Origin of the sequence: Rhodococcus chondri (genome assembly GCF_036327435.1) — a bacterium.
In the GTDB taxonomy this organism is placed as follows: Bacteria; Actinomycetota; Actinomycetes; order Mycobacteriales; family Mycobacteriaceae; genus Rhodococcus; species Rhodococcus chondri.
Genome location: NZ_JAUZMZ010000088.1, coordinates 1 through 20,745, shown reverse-complemented (window position 1 = coordinate 20,745; position 20,745 = coordinate 1). Strand labels below are relative to the sequence as shown.

Below are 20,745 nucleotides of genomic sequence, written 5' to 3'. Positions count from 1 at the left end.
CCACCACGCCCGCGCCGAAAACCTCCGCAAAGCCACCACCGCAACCCGGCAACCGCTACAGTAAACACCGCTCACAGGTGGGGAATTTCGCCGAGCAGAAGTGGGGAATTTCGCTGAGCCTCGTCACAAGGAGCCGTTCACCGACGCGGGCTATGAGCAGGTGTACTTCATCGACGCCCCGCAGGTCGCGGCCATGACCGGTCTCGCACTCGAAGAGGTCTACCTGCAACTCGACGTGGCCCAGCCGGGCGGACTCGGGGTCATCCCGCTTCCCCAGCTCGAGGCGGGCCCGTACCTGTCGTACGGGCTGCAGTGGCTCGCGTTCGGGATCATGGCCCCGCTGGGCCTGGGATATTTCGTGTGGGCGGAGTTGCGGGAGCGCCGCAAGACGCAGGCCACCGCCACCGACGACCAGACGCCGCCCGACGCGAGCGACAGACTCGCCGAGCGATACGGACGACCGCGGTAACCGTAACCGAGCCCGGCATGGTGCTCCGCGGGGGCACATCCGCGAGGCACGCGTGCATGGACGACGAGCGTGTGGGGCCGCCGGCCAAGCGTCAGCGTCGCCGGTCAGCCGTCTTCTCGCGCCTGCAAGCAAAAATCGATGCCCAAGTGCCGCGCCGGTTTCCGGGATTTCGGTACGATGACACGGAGAATGTTCTTCCCTTCTACGGAGGGGGAGCGGTCGCAGGACTCGTTCACCTCGATTCGAAGGTTCGACGGTTTGCCGGGTCCTGCGACTCCGACTTGCCGCATGATGGCCCGCCGTCGGACGCTTCTTCGTGGCCGCCGCAGCAGCGCGGTTCCGGCGCGGCGTCAGGTGGGCCGAGTGAGCATCGCGGCCAGATCGTCAGGGACCCGCATCGGGGTCCTCAGCCCGGCCGCGGTCCGCCCGGTGTTGCCTTCGGGGTAGCGACCCATTACCGAGCCGGGAGCGGCGAGCAGGATCCGTACCACCTGGCCCAGGGCCTCGCGCCGATCGCGCCGGTGCAGCGCCAGGCCGAGCATGGCGAGGTGGTTGCGGGTGTGCGGCCAGGGGTAGGGCTGGGACAGGATGTGGGCGCGTTCGAGGTGGTGCCAGCGCCTGGTGTCATCGCCGGTGTGACGGGCGGCGGTCATTTCCGCGGTGTAGGCGCTGCGTAGCTGTTCGGGCATTCGACTCATGAGACGTGATCCCTGCTGGTGGATTCGAAGAGCAGTGCGCCGAGGACGAGGACAACACCGCAGGTGATGTAGGTGTCGGCGAGGTTGAAAGTGGGCCACCATCCGGTGTGGAAATAGTCGGTGACCTTGCCGTCGAGGAAGCGATCGATGACGTTGGCGGTGGCGCCGGCGACGATCGCGGCCAGTCCGAGGATCTGGATCGAAGAACCGTCGGGTGCGGTGCGCCAGGCGAACACCCCGATCGTCGCGGTGAGGGCAGCGGTGACGGCGAGAACGACGGCGGTGGGGAGCTGGGCACCGAGGCTGAACGCGACCCCGGTGTTGTAGGCCAACCGCAGTTGCAGCAACCCGAGATCGATGGCCCGCCCCCCGGACAGCGCGCCGCGGGCCACCGGATCGAGCACCAGCGCGAGAGCAACCAGGACGCCGACGAGTCCGACGAGAATGCCCCGGCCGCGACGCCGCCCGGCCACCGGCGCCGCAGACGACACGGAACGGTCATCCCGTGTCATGACCGGGCTCCGATAACCGGCTCGGGCGCCTTCGTCGGTTCTGTTGCCGCGATGAGGTTTCGGGTGCGTCCGGCGCGCACCCCGTTGGCGATCACGACGATCTCGGCGACCTCGTGAACCAGGACGACCGCCGCCAGGCCGAGCACCCCGAACAGGGCCAGGGGCATCAGCACGGTGATGATCGCCAGCGACAGGCCCACGTTCTGCCACATGATCGTCCGCGACCGTCGGGCGTGCTGCAGAGCCTGCGGCAGATGCCGCAGGTCCTCCCCCATCAGCGCGACGTCGGCGGTCTCGATGGCCACATCGGTGCCCATCGCACCCATCGCGATCCCCAGATCGGCAGTCGCCAGGGCCGGCGCATCGTTGACACCGTCCCCGACCATCGCCGTCGGCCGCGTACCGCGGAGCGTCTCGACGATGCGGGCCTTGTCCTCCGGACGCAGATCGGCGTGCACCTCGTCGATACCGACGTCGGCGGCCAACGCTCGTGCGGTGCGCTCGTTGTCGCCGGTGAGCATCGCCACGGTGTAACCGTCGCGGCGTAGCCCCGCAACGACGTCGCGGGCTTCGGGACGCAGTTCGTCGCGCACCGCGATCGCCCCGATCAGGGTGCCGTCGCGTTCGATGAGCACCGCGGTGGCTCCGGCGTGCTGCATCCGCTCGATATCGGAGGCGAGGGGGCCGGGATCGATCCACCCGGGCCGGCCCAGACGGGCGGGGATGCCGCCGAGGTGACCGGTCAGTCCGGCACCGGGGACCGCGCCGACGTCCTCGGCCGCGGTGTAGTCGTCGACGGCGGCGAGGATCGCTGCGGCAAGGGGGTGTTCGCTGCGCGCCTCGAGCGCGGCGGCCACCGCGAGCACCTCGTCGCGGATGGCACCGTTCGTGGTGGCGACCTCGCTGACGACCGGCTTGTTGCGGGTCAGGGGGCCGGTCTTGTCCAGCGCGATCCCGCGGATGCGGCCCACTGCTTCGAGGGCGGCGCCGCCCTTGACCAGGACGCCGAGCTTGGAGGCGGCGCCGATCGCGGCGACCACGGTCACCGGGATCGCAATGGCCAGCGCACACGGGGACGCGGCGACCAGCACGACGAGGGCGCGTTCGATCCACACCAGCGGATCGCCGAAGATACTGCCGATCGCGGCGATCAACGCTGCGGCGACCATCACCCCCGGGACCAGGGGCTTGGCGATCTTGTCGGCCAGGCGCTGGGCCTCGCCCTTGCGGGACTGCTCGGCCTCGACGATCTTGACGATCTTGGCCAGCGAGTTGTCCTGCGCGCCGGCGGTGACCTCGACCTCGAGCACGCCGGTGCCGTTGATCGACCCGGCGAACACCTCGTCGCCGGGTCCGACCTCGACCGGCACCGATTCCCCGGTGATCGCCGAGGTGTCCAGGGCGGTGCGCCCGGTGCGGATGGTGCCGTCGGTGGCGAGCCGCTCCCCGGGTTTGACGATCATGATCTCCCCGAGCACCAACTCCGCGGGGGACACGGTCTGTTCGCGGCCGCCGCGCAGCACGGTGGCGGTATCCGGGACCAGATTCAGCAGGGCGCGCAGGCCGCGGCGGGTGCGGGTGACCGCGTATTCTTCGAGACCCTCACTGATGGCGAACAAGAAGGCGAGCATCGCGGCCTCGCCGACCTCGCCGAGCAGCACGGCGCCGACGGCGGCGATCGTCATCAGGGTCCCGACGCCGATCTTGCCGCGGGCCAGTCTCTTGAGCGTGGAGGGAACGAAGGTGTAGCCGGCGACGATCAGCGCCAGGGCTTCGAGGGTCAGCTTCACCGGGCGGGGGCCGTCGGCCCACCCCACGATCAGGGCGGCGACCAGCAGCAGCCCGGCGACGGCGGCCGCCCGGATCTCGGTGACCTGCCACCATTTGTCGGGCTCGTGCTCTTCCTCACCCTCGACGCGGGGTTCGTCGCTGCCGCACCCGCAGGCGTCGCTCATGCCGTCACCTCGGTGTCGGTGCCGTAGTTCGGGCACAGTGCGACGGCGTTGCCCGTGGCGGCCAGGAGGGTTTCGGCCGAAGCCAGCAGATCGAGCAGTTCCGGTCGGGTCAGCGAGTAGAACACCTGCCGGCCCTCGGGTCGGCCCTGCACCAGGCCGCAGTCCCGCAGGCACGCCACGTGCGCGGAAATCGTCGACTGCGCCATGTGGAGTTCTCCGACCAGGTCCGCCACGCGCGCCTCGCCGCCGGCGAGACGGCGCACGATGGCCAGGCGGGTGCCGTCGGAGAGGCTGTGGAACAACGCCACCGCCGAACCCACGGATTCGTCGGCACGACAACCGACATCATTGATCGTCATATGGCGATAATAACCGGTTCTCAACGATATGGGTAGTCGGAGTCGGCTGCCGTGTCATCGGAGGCGCCGCACGACTCACGCACCCTCTCCGGCCAGTGATGGCCCCGAAGCTCTCACAGCCCGAACGCGCCACCCTCGACGAGAATGAACACGCCGAGACCGATCAACACGATCGGAAACAGCACGTGCTCCCAGCGCTCGAGGACTTCGGCGATCGCCTTGCGGGTGGCGACATAGCGCGCCGTCACAACGAGGACGGAAACCAGGGCCAGAAAGACGATCGAGTAGGCCACCACGGCAGGGAGGCCCACGGTGACGAACACCGGGACGTAGACCCCGATGTTGTCGCCTCCGTTGGCGAACGTGACCGCGGCCACCGTCGAGACAGCGACCTTCTTACCGGCGGTTTTCTGCTCGTCGTCGTCCTCTCGCCCCCGCCATGCCCGCCAGGCGGCGTACACGCCCAGAAGCAGAGGAATCAGACCAAAATAGGCGATTGCCTCCTCCGGCAAGAAGGTCGTTGCCCCCACCGCGACCAGAACGGAGGCGGCGAGGATGGCGCCGAATCCCAGGTATTGCCCCAACAGAATCGACCTGGTGGTGCCCCGAACTCCGGACCCTCGGGCGAAGAACAGCGACAACACGATGATGTCGTCGATGTTTGTCGCGAGAAACAGGCCGACGGCCTGCAGAGCGGACGCGAGTAAATTCATGAGCACCTTTCAGCCGCCCACCTACGACCGGTCCGGGAAGACAGCGAGGGTTCGGCGCGCACCTAATATCGCTCTAAGGGGGTTATATCGTAATTCGACGATAACAAGGTCGCTGTCCTGGTATGTATCGATCCGGCCGTGTCGGCCCCAAGTTCTCGGGTGAACCCAGTCCCTCAATCCATCAAGGTGCACATCAGCGGAACTGCAAAGACAGTGACGATGGCGGCCCCGAGGAGGGCGGTGACGCCGAGGCGAACGAGCGGCGGAGGCGGGCTGACCAGGCGAGTGGCGCGGGCGGTGACCTCACCGCCGGCCCCGAGTGTCCCTTCCGGGACCGGATGCCCACCCAGAGCAAGCAAACCGCCGAGTAGGGCGCGCCTTCCCTGTCCTCGGACTGCCACGTCGTCGGCACACATCTCGAGCAGGTGTCCGATCTCGGTGGCGCCGACTCGATAAAGAGGCGACNGTCGAGATGGGCTCGCTCGTGAGCCAGGACGGCGGCGAGTTGCCGGGGCGCGAGCACCGACAGCGTGCCACGGGTGATCACCACCGACCTTTCGCGTCCGGCTATGCAGTACGCCACCGGTTCATCGGAGTCGATCACCACTGCGTCGAGGTCGGGGATGCGACGTCCGATCATCCGGGCCAGGCGAGCGTGTTCATGGGCGCGGGCTCGTCTGCGCCCCACGCCCCGACAGATCCGCCACGTCCCGATCGCACCAACGACCGTCCCCGCGGACAGCATGGTTCCGGACAACAGGCGCATGCCTGCGCCCGAGTACTCACCGACGCTTGTCGAAAGCACACCGAAACAGTCGACGCTCCCTCGAGCGGCGTCACCACTCCTACCCAGCGCGACGAGGGCAATCGCCACGGCGGCCGCTGCGGCGACGAACACACCCGCCATTGCGCTCAGCCAGGCGGCCACACCCAAGCGCGGGGCGATTCCGGCGGCGGTCAGCCGTGCCAGAATCAGGGGGCCGACCACGGCCACGGCGATGGCGTAGAGCAGCAGGCAGACGACAGGGATCACGAGGTGTCCTCGTCGGCAGCCAATCGGCGCAACGCCTGACGCAGGCTTGCCGATTCCTCCGCATTCATTTGCTCGACGAAGTGGGTCAACACCAGATCGGCCTGCCCGCCCGCGTCGAACACCTCCCGCATCAGCCGAGCCGTGTGCTGTTCCCGGCTCAGTGTCGGCCAGTAGGTGAATGCCTTGCCGGTGCGGACCCGTGCCAGCCACCCTTTGCGGTGCAGGTTGTCCATCGTCGACATCACCGTGGTGTAGGCGATGTCGCGGTGCGCGGCGAGACCGTCGAAGACTTGTCGGACCGTGGTGGTGCCGTCGCGCGCCCAGATCCGGTCCATCACCACGGCCTCGAGTTCACCGAACCCCTTCACCCGCACCGTTGCCTCCGCCTCCGTGTCTGCCGTCCTCCCAGGGTAAGTCGGGCACCATCCCGGACGCGTCCGCGGGCGGCCACGCCGTTCTTTCCTGTCATCCGGATCGACCGTGCACCTGCTGAGCGCAGGCGAGCGGAAGGATGTGCCGGTGGCGGGCGCTGTCGAAGCACACCAGGTCGGTGTCCGGATCGAACACCACGTCGGTCAGGACGGTGTGCAGGCCGATGTGGGCTTCGGCCAGCAGTTCGAGCACTGCCGGGTCGTGATCGGCGATGCGCAGAACGGTGAATCGTCGACACGGCAGGACGGCGGTCAGAAGATCGGGCCACGACTCGCCCTGATCTTCGGCCGGGAGCGGGATGGGGCTGCCGAACGGATCCGACCGCGGGTATCCCAGGGCCCGGTCGAGCCGGGCCTCGAGCCGCATGCCGACAGCATGTTCGAGTCGGTCGGCCTCGATCGGGAGTTCGGTCCACGGCAGGGACAGCCGCTCCGCCAAGAAGGTCTTCACCAGGCGGTTCCGCCGCACCACATTTCTCGCGTGGTGACGGCCGTGGCCGGTCAATTCCGTCCGATGGGTCGTGGGATGGACGATCAGGCCGGCGGCGCCCTGGCGGCGGTGCATGGTCGACACCGTCGGCAGCGGCCAGCCCAGACGGGTGGCCAGCGCCGTGGTCGAGGTGTCTTCGCGGCGGCCGGTCAGTCGGTAGAGCGCCGCGAGGTAGTCCTCTACGGCCGCAGGGTGGGTGAATCCCCCACAGACCGGGCACGGGTGCCGCGGCGGAGGGGAACCGGTCGTGTTCGGCATGAGCGGTTCTTTCTGGGCGATCCGCGGGCCAGTGTGTCTGCCCCACATCTACTATCCCCACATCTACTATCTACGTACGTAGACAGTAGATGTGCGAACGTGGTGCATCGTGACCCCGAAAGGAGGTGAACATGCAGGAAATGCTCGCCGATCTGCAGGCCCTCTGGGAATGCCACGTGATGATGCTGAGCGGCGCATGTCAGATGTGTGCGGCCATGATGTGCTGCTGATCCCGACCGGTCGTCCGACCAAAATACTATCTCGCGTAGTATTTCGGCCGGACGACAACGGAGAGGGCTCACATGTCCGCCAGAGCTGCATGGTCGATCACATCTTTATTCGTCATCGCCGTGCTCGTGGTGGCGCTGTGGCCCCAACGGGAGGACGACGCCGTGACCACCGCCGATTCCGGGCTACAGCCGGCCGAGATATCTGCACTGTCTGCCCCGGCGGGCGGTGCCCAGCCCGCCCCGGGCGCGACGCCGCCCTGCCCGACCGGCACGGGCGCCGCCGGTGCCGGCCCCCTGGCGAAGGTGACGGTGCGCTGTGTGGGCTCGGACCGCCCCGTCGATCTCGGCGACGCCCTGGCGGGGGAACCGGCCCTGCTCAACGTGTGGGCGTCGTGGTGCGGACCGTGCCGACAAGAGATGCCCGTGCTCGATGCGTACGCCCGCGAGCCCGGTGCGGTGCGGGTGATCGGAATCAACGTGCAGGACACCGCGGGGTCCGCTGCGACGCTGATGGCCGACCTGCGCCTCGGCTACCCCTCGTTCGTCGACACCGACGACCGGGCACAGCAGGCACTGGCCGGCCCACCGGTGTTGCCCCTGACCTTTCTTCTGCAGCGGGACGGTTCGGTGGACCGGATCACCGATCCCGCGGTGTTCACAGGCCCGGACCAGGTCCGAGCCGCGGTGACCGGGCTGCTGCGATGACCGGCGCGAAGCCGGCCGGCGGACCGGTAGCTCGGTTGCTGGGCCGGGTGGTTCTCGCCGTGATGATGCTGGTCGGGGTGAGCGCCTGCGGCACTGGCTCCGATGCCGTCGCCCAAGGCGGCACCTTCGATTTCGTCGCCCCCGGCGGTCAAACCGACATCTTCTACGATCCGCCGGTCGACCGCGGCACCCTCGGCGCGCTCTTCGGCCCGGACCTGATGACCGACGGCGTCACCGTCGATCTGGCCGACTACGCCGGCCAGGTGGTCGTGCTCAACCTGTGGGGGCAGTGGTGCGCCCCGTGCCGCAGCGAAGCCGACGATCTCGAACGCGCCTACACCGCCACCCAGGATCTGGGGGTGCAATTTCTCGGCATCAACGTCCGCGATCCCCAGCGCGACAAGGCCCAGGACTTCGTCATCGACAACAACGTCTCCTACCCGTCGATCTACGACCCGCCGATGGCGACGTTGACCGCCCTCGGCGGCGCCTTTCCCACCAGCGTCATCCCGTCCACCCTCGTCCTCGACCGGCAGCACCGGGTGGCAGCGGTGTTCCTGCGGGCCCTGCTGACCGAAGACCTGCAGCCGGTCATCGAACGAGTGGCGGCCGAACAGTGACGGTGACTGTGCTCGCCCAGGGGATCGGGGCGAGTTTCCAAACCGCGGCCGCGTCCGGGCCGCTGCTGTTGGCGGTGGGCGCCTGTCTGTTGGCCGGGCTGATCTCGTTCGCCTCCCCGTGCGTGGTGCCCCTGGTACCGGGCTACCTGTCGTATCTGGCCGGCGTCGCCGGCGCCGAAGCGCCAGCCCTGACCCCTGCCGGTGTCGGCACCGCCGGTGTGAGCACGGCCGGTGTCGGCACCGCCGGTGTGAGCACGGCCGGTGTGAGCACGGCCGGTGTGAGCACGGCCGGTGTGAGCACGGCCGGTGTGAGCACGGCGGGTCGGTGGCGGGTCACCGGCGCCGCCGGCCTGTTCGTCGCCGGTTTCACCGTGGTGTTCGTGCTGGCCACCGCCTCGGTGTTCGGGGTGATCGGGGCACTGCGGATCAACCAGGAACTGCTCCAACGCCTCGGCGGGGTGGTCACCATCGTGATGGGCCTGGCGTTTATCGGCCTGATTCCGGCGTTGCAGAAGGACACCCGCTTTGCGCCCCGGCGCATCTCCTCGCTCGCCGGCGCCCCGCTGCTCGGGGGGGTCTTCGCGCTGGGATGGACCCCGTGCCTGGGTCCGACGTTGGCGGGCGTGCTGTCGGTGGCGGCCGGCACCGAAGGCACCACCGCCGTCCGCGGAGTGGTGTTGATCGTCGCGTACTGCCTGGGACTGGGACTGCCGTTCATCGCCTTGGCCTTCGGTTCGTCCTCGGCGCTGCGCGGTGTCGGATGGCTGCGCCGCCATTCCCGCACCATTCAAATCGTCGGCGGCGTGATGCTCCTGGCGGTCGGCGTCGCTCTGCTGACCGGAGCATGGGAGCTGTTCATCGCGTGGATCCGTGACGAGTTCGTCACCAGCGTGGTGCTGCCGATATGACCGTCACCGACCGCAATCCGGCACCCTCCTCGCTTCCGAGTCCTGCTCCGTGGCGCCGCGCCGTCGCGCAGGCCCGGAACCTGTGGCGCCAGCTCACCTCGATGCGCACCGCGTTGGTGCTGCTGTTCCTGCTCGCGGTCGCCGCGATCCCCGGGGCGCTGCTACCGCAACGCAACCTCAACGCCGGCAAGGTCGACGAGTACATCGCCGCCCGCCCGGTCCTGGGCCCGCTCCTGGACCGGCTCGAACTGTTCGACGTGTTCGCCAGCTTCTGGTTCACCGCCATCTACGCGCTGCTGATGATCTCGCTCATCGGGTGTCTGCTTCCGCGCCTGCGTGAGCATCTGCGCGCGCTGCGCAGTGATCCGGTGGCGGTACCGCGCAATCTGTCCCGGCTGCCGCATCACCAGCAGGGGCGGCTCGACGCCCCCATCGACGACACCGGCGCGCAGGTACAGACCGTGCTGCGGGGCTGGCGGACGCTCACCCGCACTGGGGACGACGGGCAGCAAGAGATTTCTGCTGAAAAGGGTTATCTGCGCGAAGCCGGCAACCTGGTCTTCCACTTCTCCCTGGTCGGGTTGTTGGTGGCGGTGGCCACCGGCCGGTTGCTCGGATACGAGGGCGCGGTGATCGTCATCGCCGACGGCGGTCCGGGATTCTGCAACACCTCCCCGGCGGTATACGACTCGTTCCGCGCCGGCACCGCCACCGACGGAACCGGGCTCGATCCCTTCTGCCTGAAAGTCGAGGACTTTTCTGCCGATTACCTCGACAACGGCCAAGCGGAGATGTTCACCTCGAACATCTCCTATCAAAGCGGAGAAGACCTGGGTACCGATCGGTGGCAGCAGCACCGACTGCGGGTCAACGAACCGCTGCGGCTCGGGGACGAACGGGTCTACCTCACCGGCCACGGCTACGCGCCCCGGTTCACCGTGACCTTCCCCGACGGGCAGCAACGCACCGAAACGTTGCAGTTCGCCCCCGAGGACGCCACCACGTTCCTCAGCAGCGGAGCCATGCGTTTCGACCCGCCCGGCGGTACCTATCCGGATCCGGACGAGCGCCGCCGCAACCAGATTGCGCTCGAAGGGTTGTTCGCCCCCACCGCAGCGTTCGACGGTACCTTGCTGACCTCGGCGTTTCCCGACATGTTGGACCCGGCCGTGGCCATCGACATCTACAAGGGCGATACCGGGCTGGACACCGGGATCCCGCAGTCGATCTTCAAGCTGAACTCCGAAATGATCAATCAGGGTCGGCTGGTCAAACAGGCCCGGGTCAACCTGCGGCCCGCAGAGTCGACGACTCTTGCCGACGGCACGACGGTGCGGTTCGACGGCGCCGAAGAATTCGCCTACCTGCAGGTCTCCCACGACCCCGCCCAGAACTGGGTGCTGGTCTTCGCGATCACCATGATGGGCGGGCTCCTGGCCTCGCTCGTGATCAAGCGTCGGCGGATCTGGGTGCGACTACGCCCCGACGGCACCGGCACCGCCATCGAACTCGGCGGATTGGCCCGCACCGATCAGGCCGGGTGGGGCTCGGAGTTCACCGAGATCTGCCAGCGCCTGCTCCCCGACACTCCTCTTCCTGCTCAGAAGGATCGATAACGCATGCCGATCGACGAGACCCTCGCCCGCTACTCCGACCTGAGCTTCGAAACCGCCTTCGCTGTCTATCTGCTGGCGTTGGTGTTGTTCGTCGCAGAGTTCGCGGCCGTGCGGGGACGCCGCACCGCGCCTGCCCTCGTGCCCGCCGCCACCGGGGCCCCCGCACCCGAGGGACCGGGCCGGGTCGCCGAGCCGGTTCGGCGGGAGTTGTCGGACCGGCTCGGCCGCATGGGTGTCAGCGTCCTGGCGGTGGGGTTGTTCTTGCACATCGGCTCGATGGTGCTGCGCGGGCTGGCCACCGCACGCTTCCCGTGGGGCAACATGTACGAGTTCGTCACCGTCACCTGCGCGGTGGGAGTCCTGGCCGGTCTGATCGTGCTGCGCCGCCCGGCGCTGCGCGTGCTGTGGACCTTCGCGCTCATCCCGGTACTGCTGCTGCTGTTTGTCGCCGGCACCGTGCTCTACGCCGACGCCGCCCCGGTGGTGCCGGCGCTACAGTCGTTCTGGCTACCGATCCACGTCTCGATCGTGTCCGTCTCGAGCGGAGTGTTCCTCGTCTCCGGGGTGGCCAGCACACTGTTTCTGCTGGCCTTGCACGCCGAAAAACGCCCGGAGACCCGGCTGGCCCGGCTCATGCACCGGCTCCCGGACGCCCGTGCCCTCGACCGTCTCGCCTACCGCACGACGATCTTCGCCTTCCCCCTGTTTGGGGCCGGGGTCATCCTCGGCGCGATCTGGGCCGAGGCCGCGTGGGGCCGGTTCTGGGGGTGGGACCCGAAAGAAACCGTCTCGTTCATCGCGTGGGTGATCTACGCGGCGTATCTGCACGCTCGGGCCACCGCCGGCTGGCGCGAGACCCGGGCGGCCTGGATCAACATCACCGGTTTTGTGGCCATGCTGTTCAACCTGTTCATCATCAATATGGTCGTCTCCGGGTTGCACTCCTACGCCGGACTGAACTGACGCGCCCTGTGCCGTGAAATCTCCGTGCCGTGAATCTCCAATGAGTGAGGGGACCGGCGCCGCGGCGCCCGCTGCCTTCGCGGTACCGCGCCGGGGGCCGCGGTGGGCGGTGCTGGTGCGCGCTGCGGCGTCGATTCTGGCCGGGCTGATGCTCTATGCCAGTTTTCCGCCCCGCCCGGGATGGTGGCTGGCTCCGCTCGCCGTTGCCGTGCTCACCGCCGTGCTGCGCGGCCGAACCGTGCGCGCCGGTTTCGGCTACGGCTATCTGGCCGGACTGGGGTTCTTTCTGCCGTTGCTGCCCTGGGTCGGGGTGTACGTCGGATCAGTGCCCTGGTTGGCGCTTGCGGCGGTCGAGGCACTGGCGGTCGGTGTCTTCGGGGCGCTGGCCGCTGCACTCGGCCGTCGCCCGGGCGCGCCGGTGTCGATTGCTGCCGCCTGGGTGCTCACCGAAGCGCTGCGCGCCCGGATCCCGTTCGGAGGCTTTCCCTGGGGACGACTTGCCTTCGGACAGACCGAGGGTCCGCTGCTGCAGCTGGCCTCTTTGGCCGGGGCGGCCGGCGTGGGATTCGCCGTCGCGCTGATCGGCACCACGGTGGTCGCAGTGGTGATCGGTGTGCGTGAGCGGCGGCCGACGGTCGCGGTGGGCTGGATGCTGCTGAGTGTGGTCCCGTTGGTGGCGGTGCCGCTGGTCGCGGTGGCCGACTCCGCGAGCTCCCCCACGGTCACGGTCGCGGCCGTGCAGGGGAACGTGCCGCGGATGGGATTGGAGTTCAACGCCCAACGTCGGGCCGTGCTCGATAATCATGTCGCGGCGACCGAACGGCTCGCCGCAGACGTGGTGGCGGGCCGCCTGCCCCGGCCGCAGCTGGTGGTGTGGCCGGAGAACTCCTCGGACATCGATCCGCTGCGACACCGTGATGCCCGCGCCGCGATCGATGATGCCGCTGCCGCCATCGGCGTACCCATCCTCGTCGGTGCCGTGCTCGACAACGGTGACGGCACCAGCAGTAACAGCGCGCTGGTGTGGGATCCGGTGACAGGTCCCGGAGACCGACACCTCAAGCAGCGACTGGTGCCGTTCGGGGAATATCTGCCGCTGCGCCCAATGGTCGAACGAGTGTGGCCGGCCGCCGCGCAGGCCGGCCGCTTCGTCCCCGGAGAGGGCGACGGCCGGGTCGATCTCAACGGTGTCCCGGTGGGGGTGGCGACCTGCTACGAGGTCGCCTTCGATGAGGCGGTCGCCGAGTCGGTGCGGGCAGGCGCCGAGCTGCTGGTGGTGCCCACCAACAACGCGACCTTCGGCCGCACCGAGATGACCTACCAGCAACTGGCCATGTCTCGGCTCCGCGCGGTCGAGCACGGACGGTCGGTGGTGGTCGCGGCCACCAGCGGGGTCAGCGCGCTGATCGACCCCGAGGGCACCGTCACCGACCGCAGCGCGATGTTCACCGCCGATGTCCTTGTCGGCGAGCTGCCCGTCAGTACCCGACTGACCTGGGCGACCCGGCTCGGTGCTGCCCCCGAGGCGGTCGCTGTCGCGGCCGCGGTGTTGTTCCTGCTCCCCCGTCGTCGGAACGCTACCGCCCCATGAACTACTAAGCGAAGTAGTTTTTAGGGCCGTCATCGTATATCGTTTCGTTATCTTATCCGTCATCGCAACGACGGACATACATCGAAAGAGCACGTCAGGAGCATTATTGTGGGACGGCACCACGCATCCAGTCGGAACCAAGACCGTTACCTTCTCGATATAGACGCGGTCGACGGGCGCGAGCCCACGCGGTGTGGGGGACGACATCGGGCCCCGACGAACCGCACCGGGACCGCGACGTATGCCTCGACGGTTGCCACTGGCGCACTGCTGATCGTGGGATCACAGCTGCTTGCTCCCGGCACCGCTGCAGCCCGGCCGACGTCCGACGGCGTGCAGGCCGCCCCCGCACCGGCCCCGGTGCCGGCCGAACTCGCCGCGCTGGCGGCCCTGCCGGAAGTCGAGGCGGTGCTCGACCAGCTCGCCGCAGTTCCGAACTTTTCCGCGATAGCACCCCCTGCCGCGACTGTTCCGGCCCCGCCCCCTGCCGCGACTGTTCCGGCCCCGCCGCCGGCCGCGGCGGCGCCGGTCGGTGCGACGCCCTGGACCGCGCCGACCTCGCAGCCCCTCGCCGTCGCCCCGGTCTCGGGCACCCTGACCTCCGCGTTCGGGCCCCGATGGGGCTCGTCCCACGCCGGTCTGGACATCGCCAACAGCATCGGCACCCCGGTCTACGCTGCCGCCTCGGGCACCGTGATCGACTCCGGCCCGGCCTCCGGATTCGGCCTGTGGGTCCAGGTCCGGCACGAGGACGGGTCCACCAGTACCTACGGCCACATCAACGAAACGCTGGTCGCGGTGGGACAGCGTGTACAAGCCGGTGAGCAGATCGCCACCGTCGGCAACCGCGGTCAGTCCACCGGTCCGCACCTGCACTTCGAGACCACGGATCCGGCAGGTACGAAGGTCGATCCGACCCGGTGGCTGCAGCAACGAGGTGTCCCTGCGACGGACCTGTCGCGGATGGCATAGCCGCCGCGCCGGCCCGGTGACGGCCGACCGGCAACCCCTCATCGAAAACTATGATTCATAGTATTTACTGTGGGGTGATGGCTTATCGGTGCCGAGGAAGGCAAACGCGGTGAACAGCTCACACAAATCGAAGTCACCGGCGCCCCGCACGCGACCGGGACCGCTCACTCTGACCGACTCGCGCCGGGTGCCGTGGCTGATGATCGGCGCTGCCGTGGCGATCGTGGCCCTGATCGGGGCTATCGCATTCACCCTCGTCCCGAAGGTCTCCCAGCGCGCCGAGGCCCAGAAGTACATCCCCAGCGCGGACAACCCCGATCCGTCCACCGCGATCGACGGGGTGGAAAAGATCGAGTACCCGGCCGGAGCACACGTGCAAGCGCCCCAGCGGGTGGCCTACGACCAGAGCCCCCCGATGGGGGGCCCGCACGATCAGTTCTGGGCAACCTGTACCGGCACGGTCTATCCCGAACCGATCCGCAGCGAGAACGCGGTGCATTCGCTCGAACACGGCGCGGTGTGGATTACCTACGACCCGCAGAAGGTCGCCGGGGACGAGGTGTCGACGTTGGAGGCGAAGGTCGACGGCCAGCCCTACACCCTGCTCTCGCCGTATCCGGGCCTGCCGTCCGCGATCTCGGTGCAGTCCTGGGGCCACCGTCTCGCGCTCGATGACTCCGAAGACGATCGACTCGACCAGTTCCTCACCGCCCTGCGTCGAAACCCCAACACCCATCCGGAGGCAGGAGCCACCTGCTCCACCACGCCGGGCAGTTTCGATCCGAGCGCTCCGCCGCCGTTCGATGCGTCTGCGCCGGGGCCGGACGCCGTACCCATGACCGTGGGCCAGCAGTCCGCCCCCGCCGCCCCGTCGAGGGGCTCGAACCTCGAACCCGGCAATGGCTGAGACCGGCAACACCCCCGCTCCCGCTGCTCCGGCCGCTCCCGCCCCCGGTGGATGGGCCCGACTCGGCCGCACGCTCGCGGTGGGAGTGTTCGCGCTCGTCGTCGGCGTCTATCTCGGTATCGGCGCCTCGGGATTGAGAGGCGGTCATCCCGATTCGCCCGCACAGGACTCGGTCGAGGTGGGCTTCGCGCAGGACATGTCGGTGCACCACAGCCAGGCGGTGGAAATGTCGACGATGGCGTTGACCAACGCTACCGACCCGGCGGTGCGCACCCTGGCCTACGACGTGCTCACCACCCAGCAGAGCCAATGGGGCATGATGCAGGGCTGGCTGGCCGTGTGGGACCGACCGCTGCAGGCGTCCGGAGAACCGATGACCTGGATGCGCGCCCCCGAGGCCGGCGCCGAGACGATGCCAGCAATGACCGAGCACGCGGGGAGCCCGCCCGGGCCGGGAATGCAAGGATCACGGATGCCCGGGATGGCCACCCCCTCCGAACTCGACACGCTCCGAGGCACCACCGGGCCCGCCTTCGACACCCTGTACCTGCAACTGCTGCTTCGACACCACCAAGGCGGCCTGCCGATGGCGCGCTACGCCGCGGCCAACACCACCGAACAGGTGGTCACGACGCTGGCGCGACAGATCACCGACACCCAGCAAGCGGAATCGACGGCCATGGAGCAACTGCTCACGGCCCGAGGCGCCGCACCCTTACCGATGAACTGACCCGGTGGACCTGCCAGGACCCGGACCGGCGCCGTCCGGGTCGGCAATCAAGGAGTGAGCATGAAACAGTCGTCGACGATGCGTCTGTCCCGTCTGGTGTTCCTCTATGCCGCGGCTCGCCTGGCGGTGGTCGCCGGTTGCGCCGGTGCCGCGGTGGCCGGTGTCCGCCTGTTCGGGCTCGAGGTGTCGCTGACGTGGGTGCTCCTTGTCGGTGTCCTGGCCGGCATAGCAGTGTCGCTGCTGGCCCTGCGTCGGCTGCGTACTCGGATCAACGACGAGATCCGCATCGTCGATAACCGGCGCCAAGACCCCTCGAAACGGCCCCGGCCCTGATCCGGAGTGTCGGGACGGACGCGGTCAGGGCCGCACCGTCAGATAGATCAACACCAGATTGAGCGCGGTGATCGTGGCGGCAATGACCCACGCCACCGTGGTGGTGAGCCGATGGTTGACATCGCTGCCCATCAGCGCCCGATCGCTGGTCAGACGCACCAGAGGAATCAACGCAAAAGGAATACCGAACGAGAGCACCACCTGCGAGAGCACCAGTGCCCGGGTCGGATCCGTCCCGAGCGCAACCACCACCAACGCCGGCACCAGGGTGATCAGGCGCCGCGCCAGCAGCGGTATCCGTCGGCGCAGCAGCCCGTCCATGATCAAGGCCCCGGCGTAGGCACCGACCGAGGTCGAGGCGAACCCGGAGGCCAACAGGCCCAGCGCGAACAGCAGCGCCACGGTCGAGCCGAGCTCTAGGCCCAGCGCCGTGTGCGCCCCCTCGATCGAATCGACCCCCTCCCGGCCCTGCAACGTCGTCGCGGCCGTGAGCAACATGGCCAGATTCACCGTGCCCGCCACCACCATGGCCAGTCCGACATCCCAGCGTGTGACCCGCAGCAGCATGGCCCGTCGCGGACCGGGCTCGGGATGGCCGTGGCGGTCCCGGGCCAGACCCGAGTGCAGGTACACCGCATGCGGCATCACGGTCGCCCCGAGCATGGCCGCGGCCAGCAGCACCGATTCGGCGCCGTCGAAGCGCGGCACGAGTCCTGCGGCCACGGCGTGGGCGGGGGGTGGGGCAACGAAGATGCTGGTGACGAATCCGATCGCGATGACCAGCAACAGACCGGTGATCACCCGTTCGAAGCCGCGCTGACCGCGCGTGTCCTGCACCAGCAGCAGGAGCAGCGAGACCGCCCCGGTGATCAGCGCTCCGGTGAACAGTGGGAGGTCGAACAACAAGTTCAGGGCAATGGCGCCGCCGATGACCTCGGCCAGGTCGGTGGCCATGGCGACCAGTTCCGCCTGCCCCCAGTACGCCAAGCGCACCGGGCGGGACATGCGCTCGCGCAGTGCCTCGGGTAACGACCTGCCGGTGACCAGACCCAGTTTGGCGGACAGGTATTGCACCAGCGCCGCCATGACGTTGGCAACCACGATCACCCACACCAGCAGGTAGCCGAACTGGGCCCCGGCACTGACGTTGGAGGCGACGTTACCCGGATCGACGTAGGCGATGGAGGCGACGAAGGCCGGGCCGAGAAGCGTCCAACGGCGCCACCGCTGCACTTGTCCGAGATGTAGCGTCAGCGTCATCCACCCTCCCAAGGTTTCCCTGAATTAAAAGTCAGGGAACCCGAAATTTCAAGGAGTCGCGGTGCTTGCGTAGAGACGCAGCGCGGAGGCGACTGCGCGCAGTCACCTCCGCGGGGGAACCCTGGTCAGCTCTTCCGGAAGGCGCGCATCGCCGCCCAGGTGCCCCCGGCGAGGGCCAGCACCCCCAGGACGGCGAACCCCAGCAGCAACGGAATCGACGAGCCCGAGGACTGCGCGTCCTCGGAGGTGGCCTGCGTCCCGGTGGTCTCGGGCTCGGCCGCGACCGACGCGGGGGACGATGCCGGTGGGGCGTCGGCGGTCGGTGCCTGCCCGGCCGCCGCGGTGACGGTGAAGGCGTAGGAGCCGGTGATGGGATGGCCGTCGGCGGAGACGACCCGGTAGCCGACGGGGTACTCCCCTGCGGTCAAGGGCTCGGGGATGGCCAGCCGCACCCGTTCTGCGTCGACGATCGCCTCGGAACTTCCCCGTTGCGTGCCCGCACCGTCGGTGAGGGTCACGGTGGCGAACGCGGGGTTGATGGGTTGGTTGAATTCGAGTTCGATTCCGTCCGGGGAACTTGCCACCGCGGCGTCGGCGGCGGGAGTCGAACCGATCAACGTGCTGTGGGCTTGCGCGGGCGCGACGCCGAGCAGCAGCACCGCGGCAGCCGCGACGAAGATCGCGAGGAGTCTGGTCATGAGGGCATACTTTCTCGGCTCCCTACCCCGGCGCGGTGTCCGGCGCGGTGGCCTGTCGAGAGAACGCGAAAGGGCGCTGATCGGAGTCCACCCTAACCCATCTACTATGTAACGTAGTTTTACGGTTGGTCGGTGACGCTACCGGCTCGCTCCCCCGGTACCGAGACGGACGAAAGCATGAACCTGACGACCCATGTGAAAGTGTCCGCGGCCCTGGTGGCCCTGTTCGTGGTGTTGCTGTCGGTGTTGCTCTACACCAACAGGGCCGGCACGAACGACCCGGAAACACCCGGCGCCGCCGCGACACCGGTGTGGACACCGGAGATCCGCACTCTGTCCACCGCCCCCGACGACAAGGTCCAGCTCGTCGAATTCCTCGATTTCGAATGCGAGTCCTGCCGCGCGTTGTACCCGGTGATGGAACAGATCCGCAGCGAATACGCCGGACGGATCGACCTGGGCATCCGCTACTTCCCCATTCCCAGCCACACCAACAGCCATCTCGCGGCCCGGGTCGTCGAGGCCGCGGCCCGGCAGGGCCGCCTCGAACCGATGTACCAACTCATGTATCAAACCCAGGCGCAATGGGGTGAGTCGAGCCAATCCCAGGAGAAAGTATTCTGGGGTTTTGCCGAACAGCTCGGGATGGATATGGCCGTCTTCGAGCGCGAGGTCAACGATCCCGCCGTCAGCGCACGCGTGGACCGCGATTTCGACGCCGGACTCGCCCTCGGTGTGCAGGGCACACCGACGCTGTTCCTCAACGGCGTCGAGCTGCCTCCCATGCCCACCTACGAACAACTCAAGGCCCGGATCGACGCGGCGCTCGCCGCGTGAGCGCCCCGACGCGGGCGGCGACGGTCACCGACGCGGCGACGAGTCGGAGGCTCGGCAGCACCGGGGTGGGCGCGATTCTCAGTGTCGGCGGCACCGCGGGCCTGGTGGCCTCGTCGGTGCTCACCCTCGAAAAGCTCGCCGTAGTGGCCGATCCGACCTATCGGCCTTCGTGCAGCATCAACCCGGTCATCAGCTGCGGGTCGATCATGACCTCGTGGCAAGCGGAACTGTTCGGTTTTCCCAATCCGCTGCTGGGGCTGGTGGGTTTCACAGTGGTGCTCACCACCGGCGTAGCGGTCCTGGCCGGGGCCGGCCTGCCGCGCTGGTATTGGAACGGCCTGTTCACCGGCCTGACCGCGGCGGTCGCCTTCGTGCACTGGCTGATCTTCCAGAGCCTCTACCGGATCGAAGCGTTGTGCCCGTACTGCATGGTGGTGTGGCTGGTCACTGTGCTCTGCTGGTGGTATTGCCTGCTGCACCTCGAGGTGGTGCAAAAAGACCGGCCGGCGCGCTTGTGGCAGCGGCTGCACCGTCTGCATACGGTGCTCCCCACGGTCTGGGCGCTGACCGTACTCGCCCTGGTGGCGCAGGCCTTCTGGTCGTACTGGCAAACCCTGCTCTGACGGTCCTTCTTGGGCAGCGGCGCCTGCGCGGCCTTGGCCGCGTGGGACCACCGAACGCCTCCTTCCCCCGCAAGGTGCCCGGCGTGGTGCGCGCCGGAGTGCTCGGACGCCTACTTCTCGTCCTCGCGGGGTGGAGGGAGCCGGTGCAGGAACTGCTCGGGCAGCTCGGATTCGGCGGCGCGACGGGCCGCTTCGGCCTCGAGCATCTGGGACGAGCGTGCCCAGATCACGTTGAGCCAGTGGTAGGCAAGGACGGTCATCGCCGCCCAGCCCAGGAACAGACCGGCGCCCGGGCCGGCCCCCCCGGCGGCGGGGTCGAGGGTCTGCCGCGACCACACGGCGAGCACACCGAAGACGATGGCCAGCGTGCATCCCGCGCTGGCAACCCAGGCCAGCACCCATCGTCGGGTCACCAGCGCCAGCATCGACAGCACGATCCCGAACACCGCGGCCAGCACCAGAAAGATGCGCGAGGGAAGGGTGATCGTTTCGGCTTGGGCCGATGCGGATCCGGTCAGCACCTGCCAGCCGTTGGCTTCGCCGTTGTGGGGAAGCGCGAACGAGATCGTCACCACCATCACCACCGCCGCGACCACCACCGCACGCATTCCGGGATCGATCTCTTTGGCGGCCTTCTTTTCGGCGGCCGCCAACTCCTGCCGATGTCGGACCGGATCGGGGTGGGCAGCCGACTCGTCGCCGGCCGGTACCTCGTCCGGAGTACCCCGCTCGTCCGACTCGCTCATCGCTCGACCTCCGACTTTTGTGGGATGTTCCGGTGGGAAGGTGCGGTTGCGCCCGTCGACAGCGGATCGGGCCGGCCCGCCCCCCGTC

24 protein-coding genes are annotated in these 20,745 nt (G+C 68.5%); 13 read left to right on the top strand and 11 right to left on the bottom strand.

Annotation, left to right across the window (positions count from 1 at the left end):
• Nucleotides 1-100: 100 nt before the first annotated feature.
• Entirely contained in the window at nucleotides 101-469 is a 369-nt protein-coding gene (locus Q8814_RS15845) for an SURF1 family protein (RefSeq protein WP_408015916.1), read from the top strand.
• 350 nt (nucleotides 470-819) lie between these two features.
• Here the strand turns inward: Q8814_RS15845 and Q8814_RS15840 are convergent, their stop codons facing one another.
• From Q8814_RS15840 to Q8814_RS15805, 8 genes are all read right to left on the bottom strand, one after another.
• Nucleotides 820-1,167 (bottom strand): DUF3703 domain-containing protein, encoded by a 348-nt coding sequence (locus tag Q8814_RS15840; RefSeq protein WP_200360303.1) that lies wholly within the window; start codon nucleotides 1,165-1,167, stop codon nucleotides 820-822.
• Nucleotides 1,164-1,679: a signal peptidase II gene (lspA, locus tag Q8814_RS15835; protein ID WP_200360304.1), complete on the bottom strand. Its 516-nt coding sequence runs from the start codon at nucleotides 1,677-1,679 to the stop codon at nucleotides 1,164-1,166. Before lspA ends, Q8814_RS15840 begins: the two co-directional genes overlap by 4 nt.
• Nucleotides 1,676-3,634: a heavy metal translocating P-type ATPase gene (locus tag Q8814_RS15830; protein ID WP_330152967.1), complete on the bottom strand. Its 1,959-nt coding sequence runs from the start codon at nucleotides 3,632-3,634 to the stop codon at nucleotides 1,676-1,678. The genes lspA and Q8814_RS15830 overlap by 4 nt, the downstream gene beginning before the upstream one ends.
• Entirely contained in the window at nucleotides 3,631-3,993 is a 363-nt protein-coding gene (locus Q8814_RS15825) for an ArsR/SmtB family transcription factor (RefSeq protein WP_330152966.1), read from the bottom strand. The genes Q8814_RS15830 and Q8814_RS15825 overlap by 4 nt, the downstream gene beginning before the upstream one ends.
• Before the next feature lie 113 nt (nucleotides 3,994-4,106).
• Nucleotides 4,107-4,706 carry a cadmium resistance transporter gene (locus Q8814_RS15820; protein WP_330152965.1) on the bottom strand — a complete coding sequence of 200 codons (600 nt, stop codon included), beginning with the start codon at nucleotides 4,704-4,706 and terminating at the stop codon, nucleotides 4,107-4,109.
• Between the two features lie 193 nt (nucleotides 4,707-4,899).
• Nucleotides 4,900-5,451, bottom strand: coding sequence for a M48 family metalloprotease (locus Q8814_RS15815; RefSeq protein WP_456239110.1), 552 nt, complete (start codon nucleotides 5,449-5,451; stop codon nucleotides 4,900-4,902).
• 284 nt (nucleotides 5,452-5,735) lie between these two features.
• Complete coding sequence (locus Q8814_RS15810) at nucleotides 5,736-6,113, bottom strand: BlaI/MecI/CopY family transcriptional regulator (RefSeq protein ID WP_200360309.1); 378 nt, start codon at nucleotides 6,111-6,113, stop codon at nucleotides 5,736-5,738.
• Nucleotides 6,114-6,204: 91 nt separating this feature from the next.
• A complete protein-coding gene (locus Q8814_RS15805; RefSeq protein ID WP_200360310.1) occupies nucleotides 6,205-6,918 on the bottom strand; it encodes a metal-dependent transcriptional regulator in 714 nt (237 codons plus the stop codon).
• A gap of 302 nt (nucleotides 6,919-7,220) precedes the next feature.
• Between Q8814_RS15805 and Q8814_RS15800 the strand changes: the two genes are divergently transcribed.
• The 10 genes from Q8814_RS15800 (at nucleotide 7,221) to Q8814_RS15755 (ending at nucleotide 16,493) form a co-directional block, all read left to right on the top strand.
• Nucleotides 7,221-7,853, top strand: coding sequence for a TlpA family protein disulfide reductase (locus Q8814_RS15800; RefSeq protein WP_330152963.1), 633 nt, complete (start codon nucleotides 7,221-7,223; stop codon nucleotides 7,851-7,853).
• A 62-nt stretch (nucleotides 7,854-7,915) separates the two neighbouring features.
• The gene (locus Q8814_RS15795) at nucleotides 7,916-8,473 is read left to right on the top strand and encodes a TlpA disulfide reductase family protein (protein ID WP_330152969.1); all 558 of its coding nucleotides are present in this window, start codon (nucleotides 7,916-7,918) and stop codon (nucleotides 8,471-8,473) included.
• A 2-nt stretch (nucleotides 8,474-8,475) separates the two neighbouring features.
• Entirely contained in the window at nucleotides 8,476-9,381 is a 906-nt protein-coding gene (locus Q8814_RS15790) for a cytochrome c biogenesis CcdA family protein (RefSeq protein ID WP_330152968.1), read from the top strand.
• Entirely contained in the window at nucleotides 9,378-10,997 is a 1,620-nt protein-coding gene (gene resB, locus Q8814_RS15785; protein ID WP_330152962.1) for a cytochrome c biogenesis protein ResB, read from the top strand. Before Q8814_RS15790 ends, resB begins: the two co-directional genes overlap by 4 nt.
• 3 nt (nucleotides 10,998-11,000) lie before the next feature.
• A complete protein-coding gene (gene ccsB / locus Q8814_RS15780; protein ID WP_330152961.1) occupies nucleotides 11,001-11,960 on the top strand; it encodes a c-type cytochrome biogenesis protein CcsB in 960 nt (319 codons plus the stop codon).
• Between the two features lie 40 nt (nucleotides 11,961-12,000).
• Nucleotides 12,001-13,551 (top strand): apolipoprotein N-acyltransferase, encoded by a 1,551-nt coding sequence (gene lnt / locus Q8814_RS15775; RefSeq protein WP_330152960.1) that lies wholly within the window; start codon nucleotides 12,001-12,003, stop codon nucleotides 13,549-13,551.
• Nucleotides 13,552-13,827: 276 nt separating this feature from the next.
• Entirely contained in the window at nucleotides 13,828-14,523 is a 696-nt protein-coding gene (locus tag Q8814_RS15770) for a M23 family metallopeptidase (protein ID WP_330152959.1), read from the top strand.
• Between the two features lie 199 nt (nucleotides 14,524-14,722).
• Entirely contained in the window at nucleotides 14,723-15,430 is a 708-nt protein-coding gene (locus Q8814_RS15765) for a DUF3105 domain-containing protein (RefSeq protein WP_200360358.1), read from the top strand.
• Nucleotides 15,423-16,160 carry a DUF305 domain-containing protein gene (locus Q8814_RS15760; RefSeq protein WP_330152958.1) on the top strand — a complete coding sequence of 246 codons (738 nt, stop codon included), beginning with the start codon at nucleotides 15,423-15,425 and terminating at the stop codon, nucleotides 16,158-16,160. The genes Q8814_RS15765 and Q8814_RS15760 overlap by 8 nt, the downstream gene beginning before the upstream one ends.
• 60 nt (nucleotides 16,161-16,220) lie before the next feature.
• Entirely contained in the window at nucleotides 16,221-16,493 is a 273-nt protein-coding gene (locus Q8814_RS15755) for a DUF4229 domain-containing protein (RefSeq protein WP_330152957.1), read from the top strand.
• A 24-nt stretch (nucleotides 16,494-16,517) separates the two neighbouring features.
• On the opposite strand, the gene Q8814_RS15750 is transcribed toward Q8814_RS15755, so the two are convergent.
• Together Q8814_RS15750 and Q8814_RS15745 are read right to left on the bottom strand one after the other, a co-directional pair.
• The gene (locus tag Q8814_RS15750; RefSeq protein WP_330152956.1) at nucleotides 16,518-17,753 is read right to left on the bottom strand and encodes an Nramp family divalent metal transporter; all 1,236 of its coding nucleotides are present in this window, start codon (nucleotides 17,751-17,753) and stop codon (nucleotides 16,518-16,520) included.
• 125 nt (nucleotides 17,754-17,878) lie between these two features.
• Entirely contained in the window at nucleotides 17,879-18,451 is a 573-nt protein-coding gene (locus Q8814_RS15745; protein ID WP_330152955.1) for a copper resistance protein CopC, read from the bottom strand.
• 177 nt (nucleotides 18,452-18,628) lie between these two features.
• Here Q8814_RS15745 and Q8814_RS15740 point away from each other — a divergent pair, with 177 nt between their 5' ends.
• Nucleotides 18,629-19,288 (top strand): DsbA family protein, encoded by a 660-nt coding sequence (locus Q8814_RS15740; protein WP_330152954.1) that lies wholly within the window; start codon nucleotides 18,629-18,631, stop codon nucleotides 19,286-19,288.
• Complete coding sequence (locus Q8814_RS15735; RefSeq protein ID WP_330152953.1) at nucleotides 19,285-19,911, top strand: vitamin K epoxide reductase family protein; 627 nt, start codon at nucleotides 19,285-19,287, stop codon at nucleotides 19,909-19,911. Before Q8814_RS15740 ends, Q8814_RS15735 begins: the two co-directional genes overlap by 4 nt.
• A gap of 110 nt (nucleotides 19,912-20,021) precedes the next feature.
• Here the strand turns inward: Q8814_RS15735 and Q8814_RS15730 are convergent, their stop codons facing one another.
• Nucleotides 20,022-20,657, bottom strand: a complete 636-nt coding sequence (locus Q8814_RS15730) for an Rv2732c family membrane protein (protein ID WP_200360321.1) — start codon at nucleotides 20,655-20,657, stop codon at nucleotides 20,022-20,024.
• Nucleotides 20,658-20,745: the final 88 nt, after the last annotated feature.

What these genes read in the sequence shown, in the direction of transcription:
- lspA (WP_200360304.1), bottom strand. Translation starts at nt 1,679, where the DNA reads ATGACACGGGATGACCGTTCCGTGTCGTCTGCGGCGCCGGTGGCCGGG.
- Q8814_RS15730 (WP_200360321.1), bottom strand. Translation starts at nt 20,657, where the DNA reads ATGAGCGAGTCGGACGAGCGGGGTACTCCGGACGAGGTACCGGCCGGC.
- Q8814_RS15830 (WP_330152967.1), bottom strand. Translation starts at nt 3,634, where the DNA reads ATGAGCGACGCCTGCGGGTGCGGCAGCGACGAACCCCGCGTCGAGGGT.
- Q8814_RS15765 (WP_200360358.1), top strand. Translation starts at nt 14,723, where the DNA reads ATGATCGGCGCTGCCGTGGCGATCGTGGCCCTGATCGGGGCTATCGCA.
- Q8814_RS15795 (WP_330152969.1), top strand. Translation starts at nt 7,916, where the DNA reads ATGATGCTGGTCGGGGTGAGCGCCTGCGGCACTGGCTCCGATGCCGTC.
- Q8814_RS15740 (WP_330152954.1), top strand. Translation starts at nt 18,629, where the DNA reads ATGAACCTGACGACCCATGTGAAAGTGTCCGCGGCCCTGGTGGCCCTG.
- Q8814_RS15840 (WP_200360303.1), bottom strand. Translation starts at nt 1,167, where the DNA reads ATGAGTCGAATGCCCGAACAGCTACGCAGCGCCTACACCGCGGAAATG.
- resB (WP_330152962.1), top strand. Translation starts at nt 9,378, where the DNA reads ATGACCGTCACCGACCGCAATCCGGCACCCTCCTCGCTTCCGAGTCCT.
- Q8814_RS15825 (WP_330152966.1), bottom strand. Translation starts at nt 3,993, where the DNA reads ATGACGATCAATGATGTCGGTTGTCGTGCCGACGAATCCGTGGGTTCG.
- ccsB (WP_330152961.1), top strand. Translation starts at nt 11,001, where the DNA reads ATGCCGATCGACGAGACCCTCGCCCGCTACTCCGACCTGAGCTTCGAA.
- Q8814_RS15805 (WP_200360310.1), bottom strand. Translation starts at nt 6,918, where the DNA reads ATGCCGAACACGACCGGTTCCCCTCCGCCGCGGCACCCGTGCCCGGTC.
- Q8814_RS15745 (WP_330152955.1), bottom strand. Translation starts at nt 18,451, where the DNA reads ATGACCAGACTCCTCGCGATCTTCGTCGCGGCTGCCGCGGTGCTGCTG.
- lnt (WP_330152960.1), top strand. Translation starts at nt 12,001, where the DNA reads ATGAGTGAGGGGACCGGCGCCGCGGCGCCCGCTGCCTTCGCGGTACCG.
- Q8814_RS15755 (WP_330152957.1), top strand. Translation starts at nt 16,221, where the DNA reads ATGAAACAGTCGTCGACGATGCGTCTGTCCCGTCTGGTGTTCCTCTAT.
- Q8814_RS15820 (WP_330152965.1), bottom strand. Translation starts at nt 4,706, where the DNA reads ATGAATTTACTCGCGTCCGCTCTGCAGGCCGTCGGCCTGTTTCTCGCG.
- Q8814_RS15800 (WP_330152963.1), top strand. Translation starts at nt 7,221, where the DNA reads ATGTCCGCCAGAGCTGCATGGTCGATCACATCTTTATTCGTCATCGCC.
- Q8814_RS15750 (WP_330152956.1), bottom strand. Translation starts at nt 17,753, where the DNA reads ATGACGCTGACGCTACATCTCGGACAAGTGCAGCGGTGGCGCCGTTGG.
- Q8814_RS15760 (WP_330152958.1), top strand. Translation starts at nt 15,423, where the DNA reads ATGGCTGAGACCGGCAACACCCCCGCTCCCGCTGCTCCGGCCGCTCCC.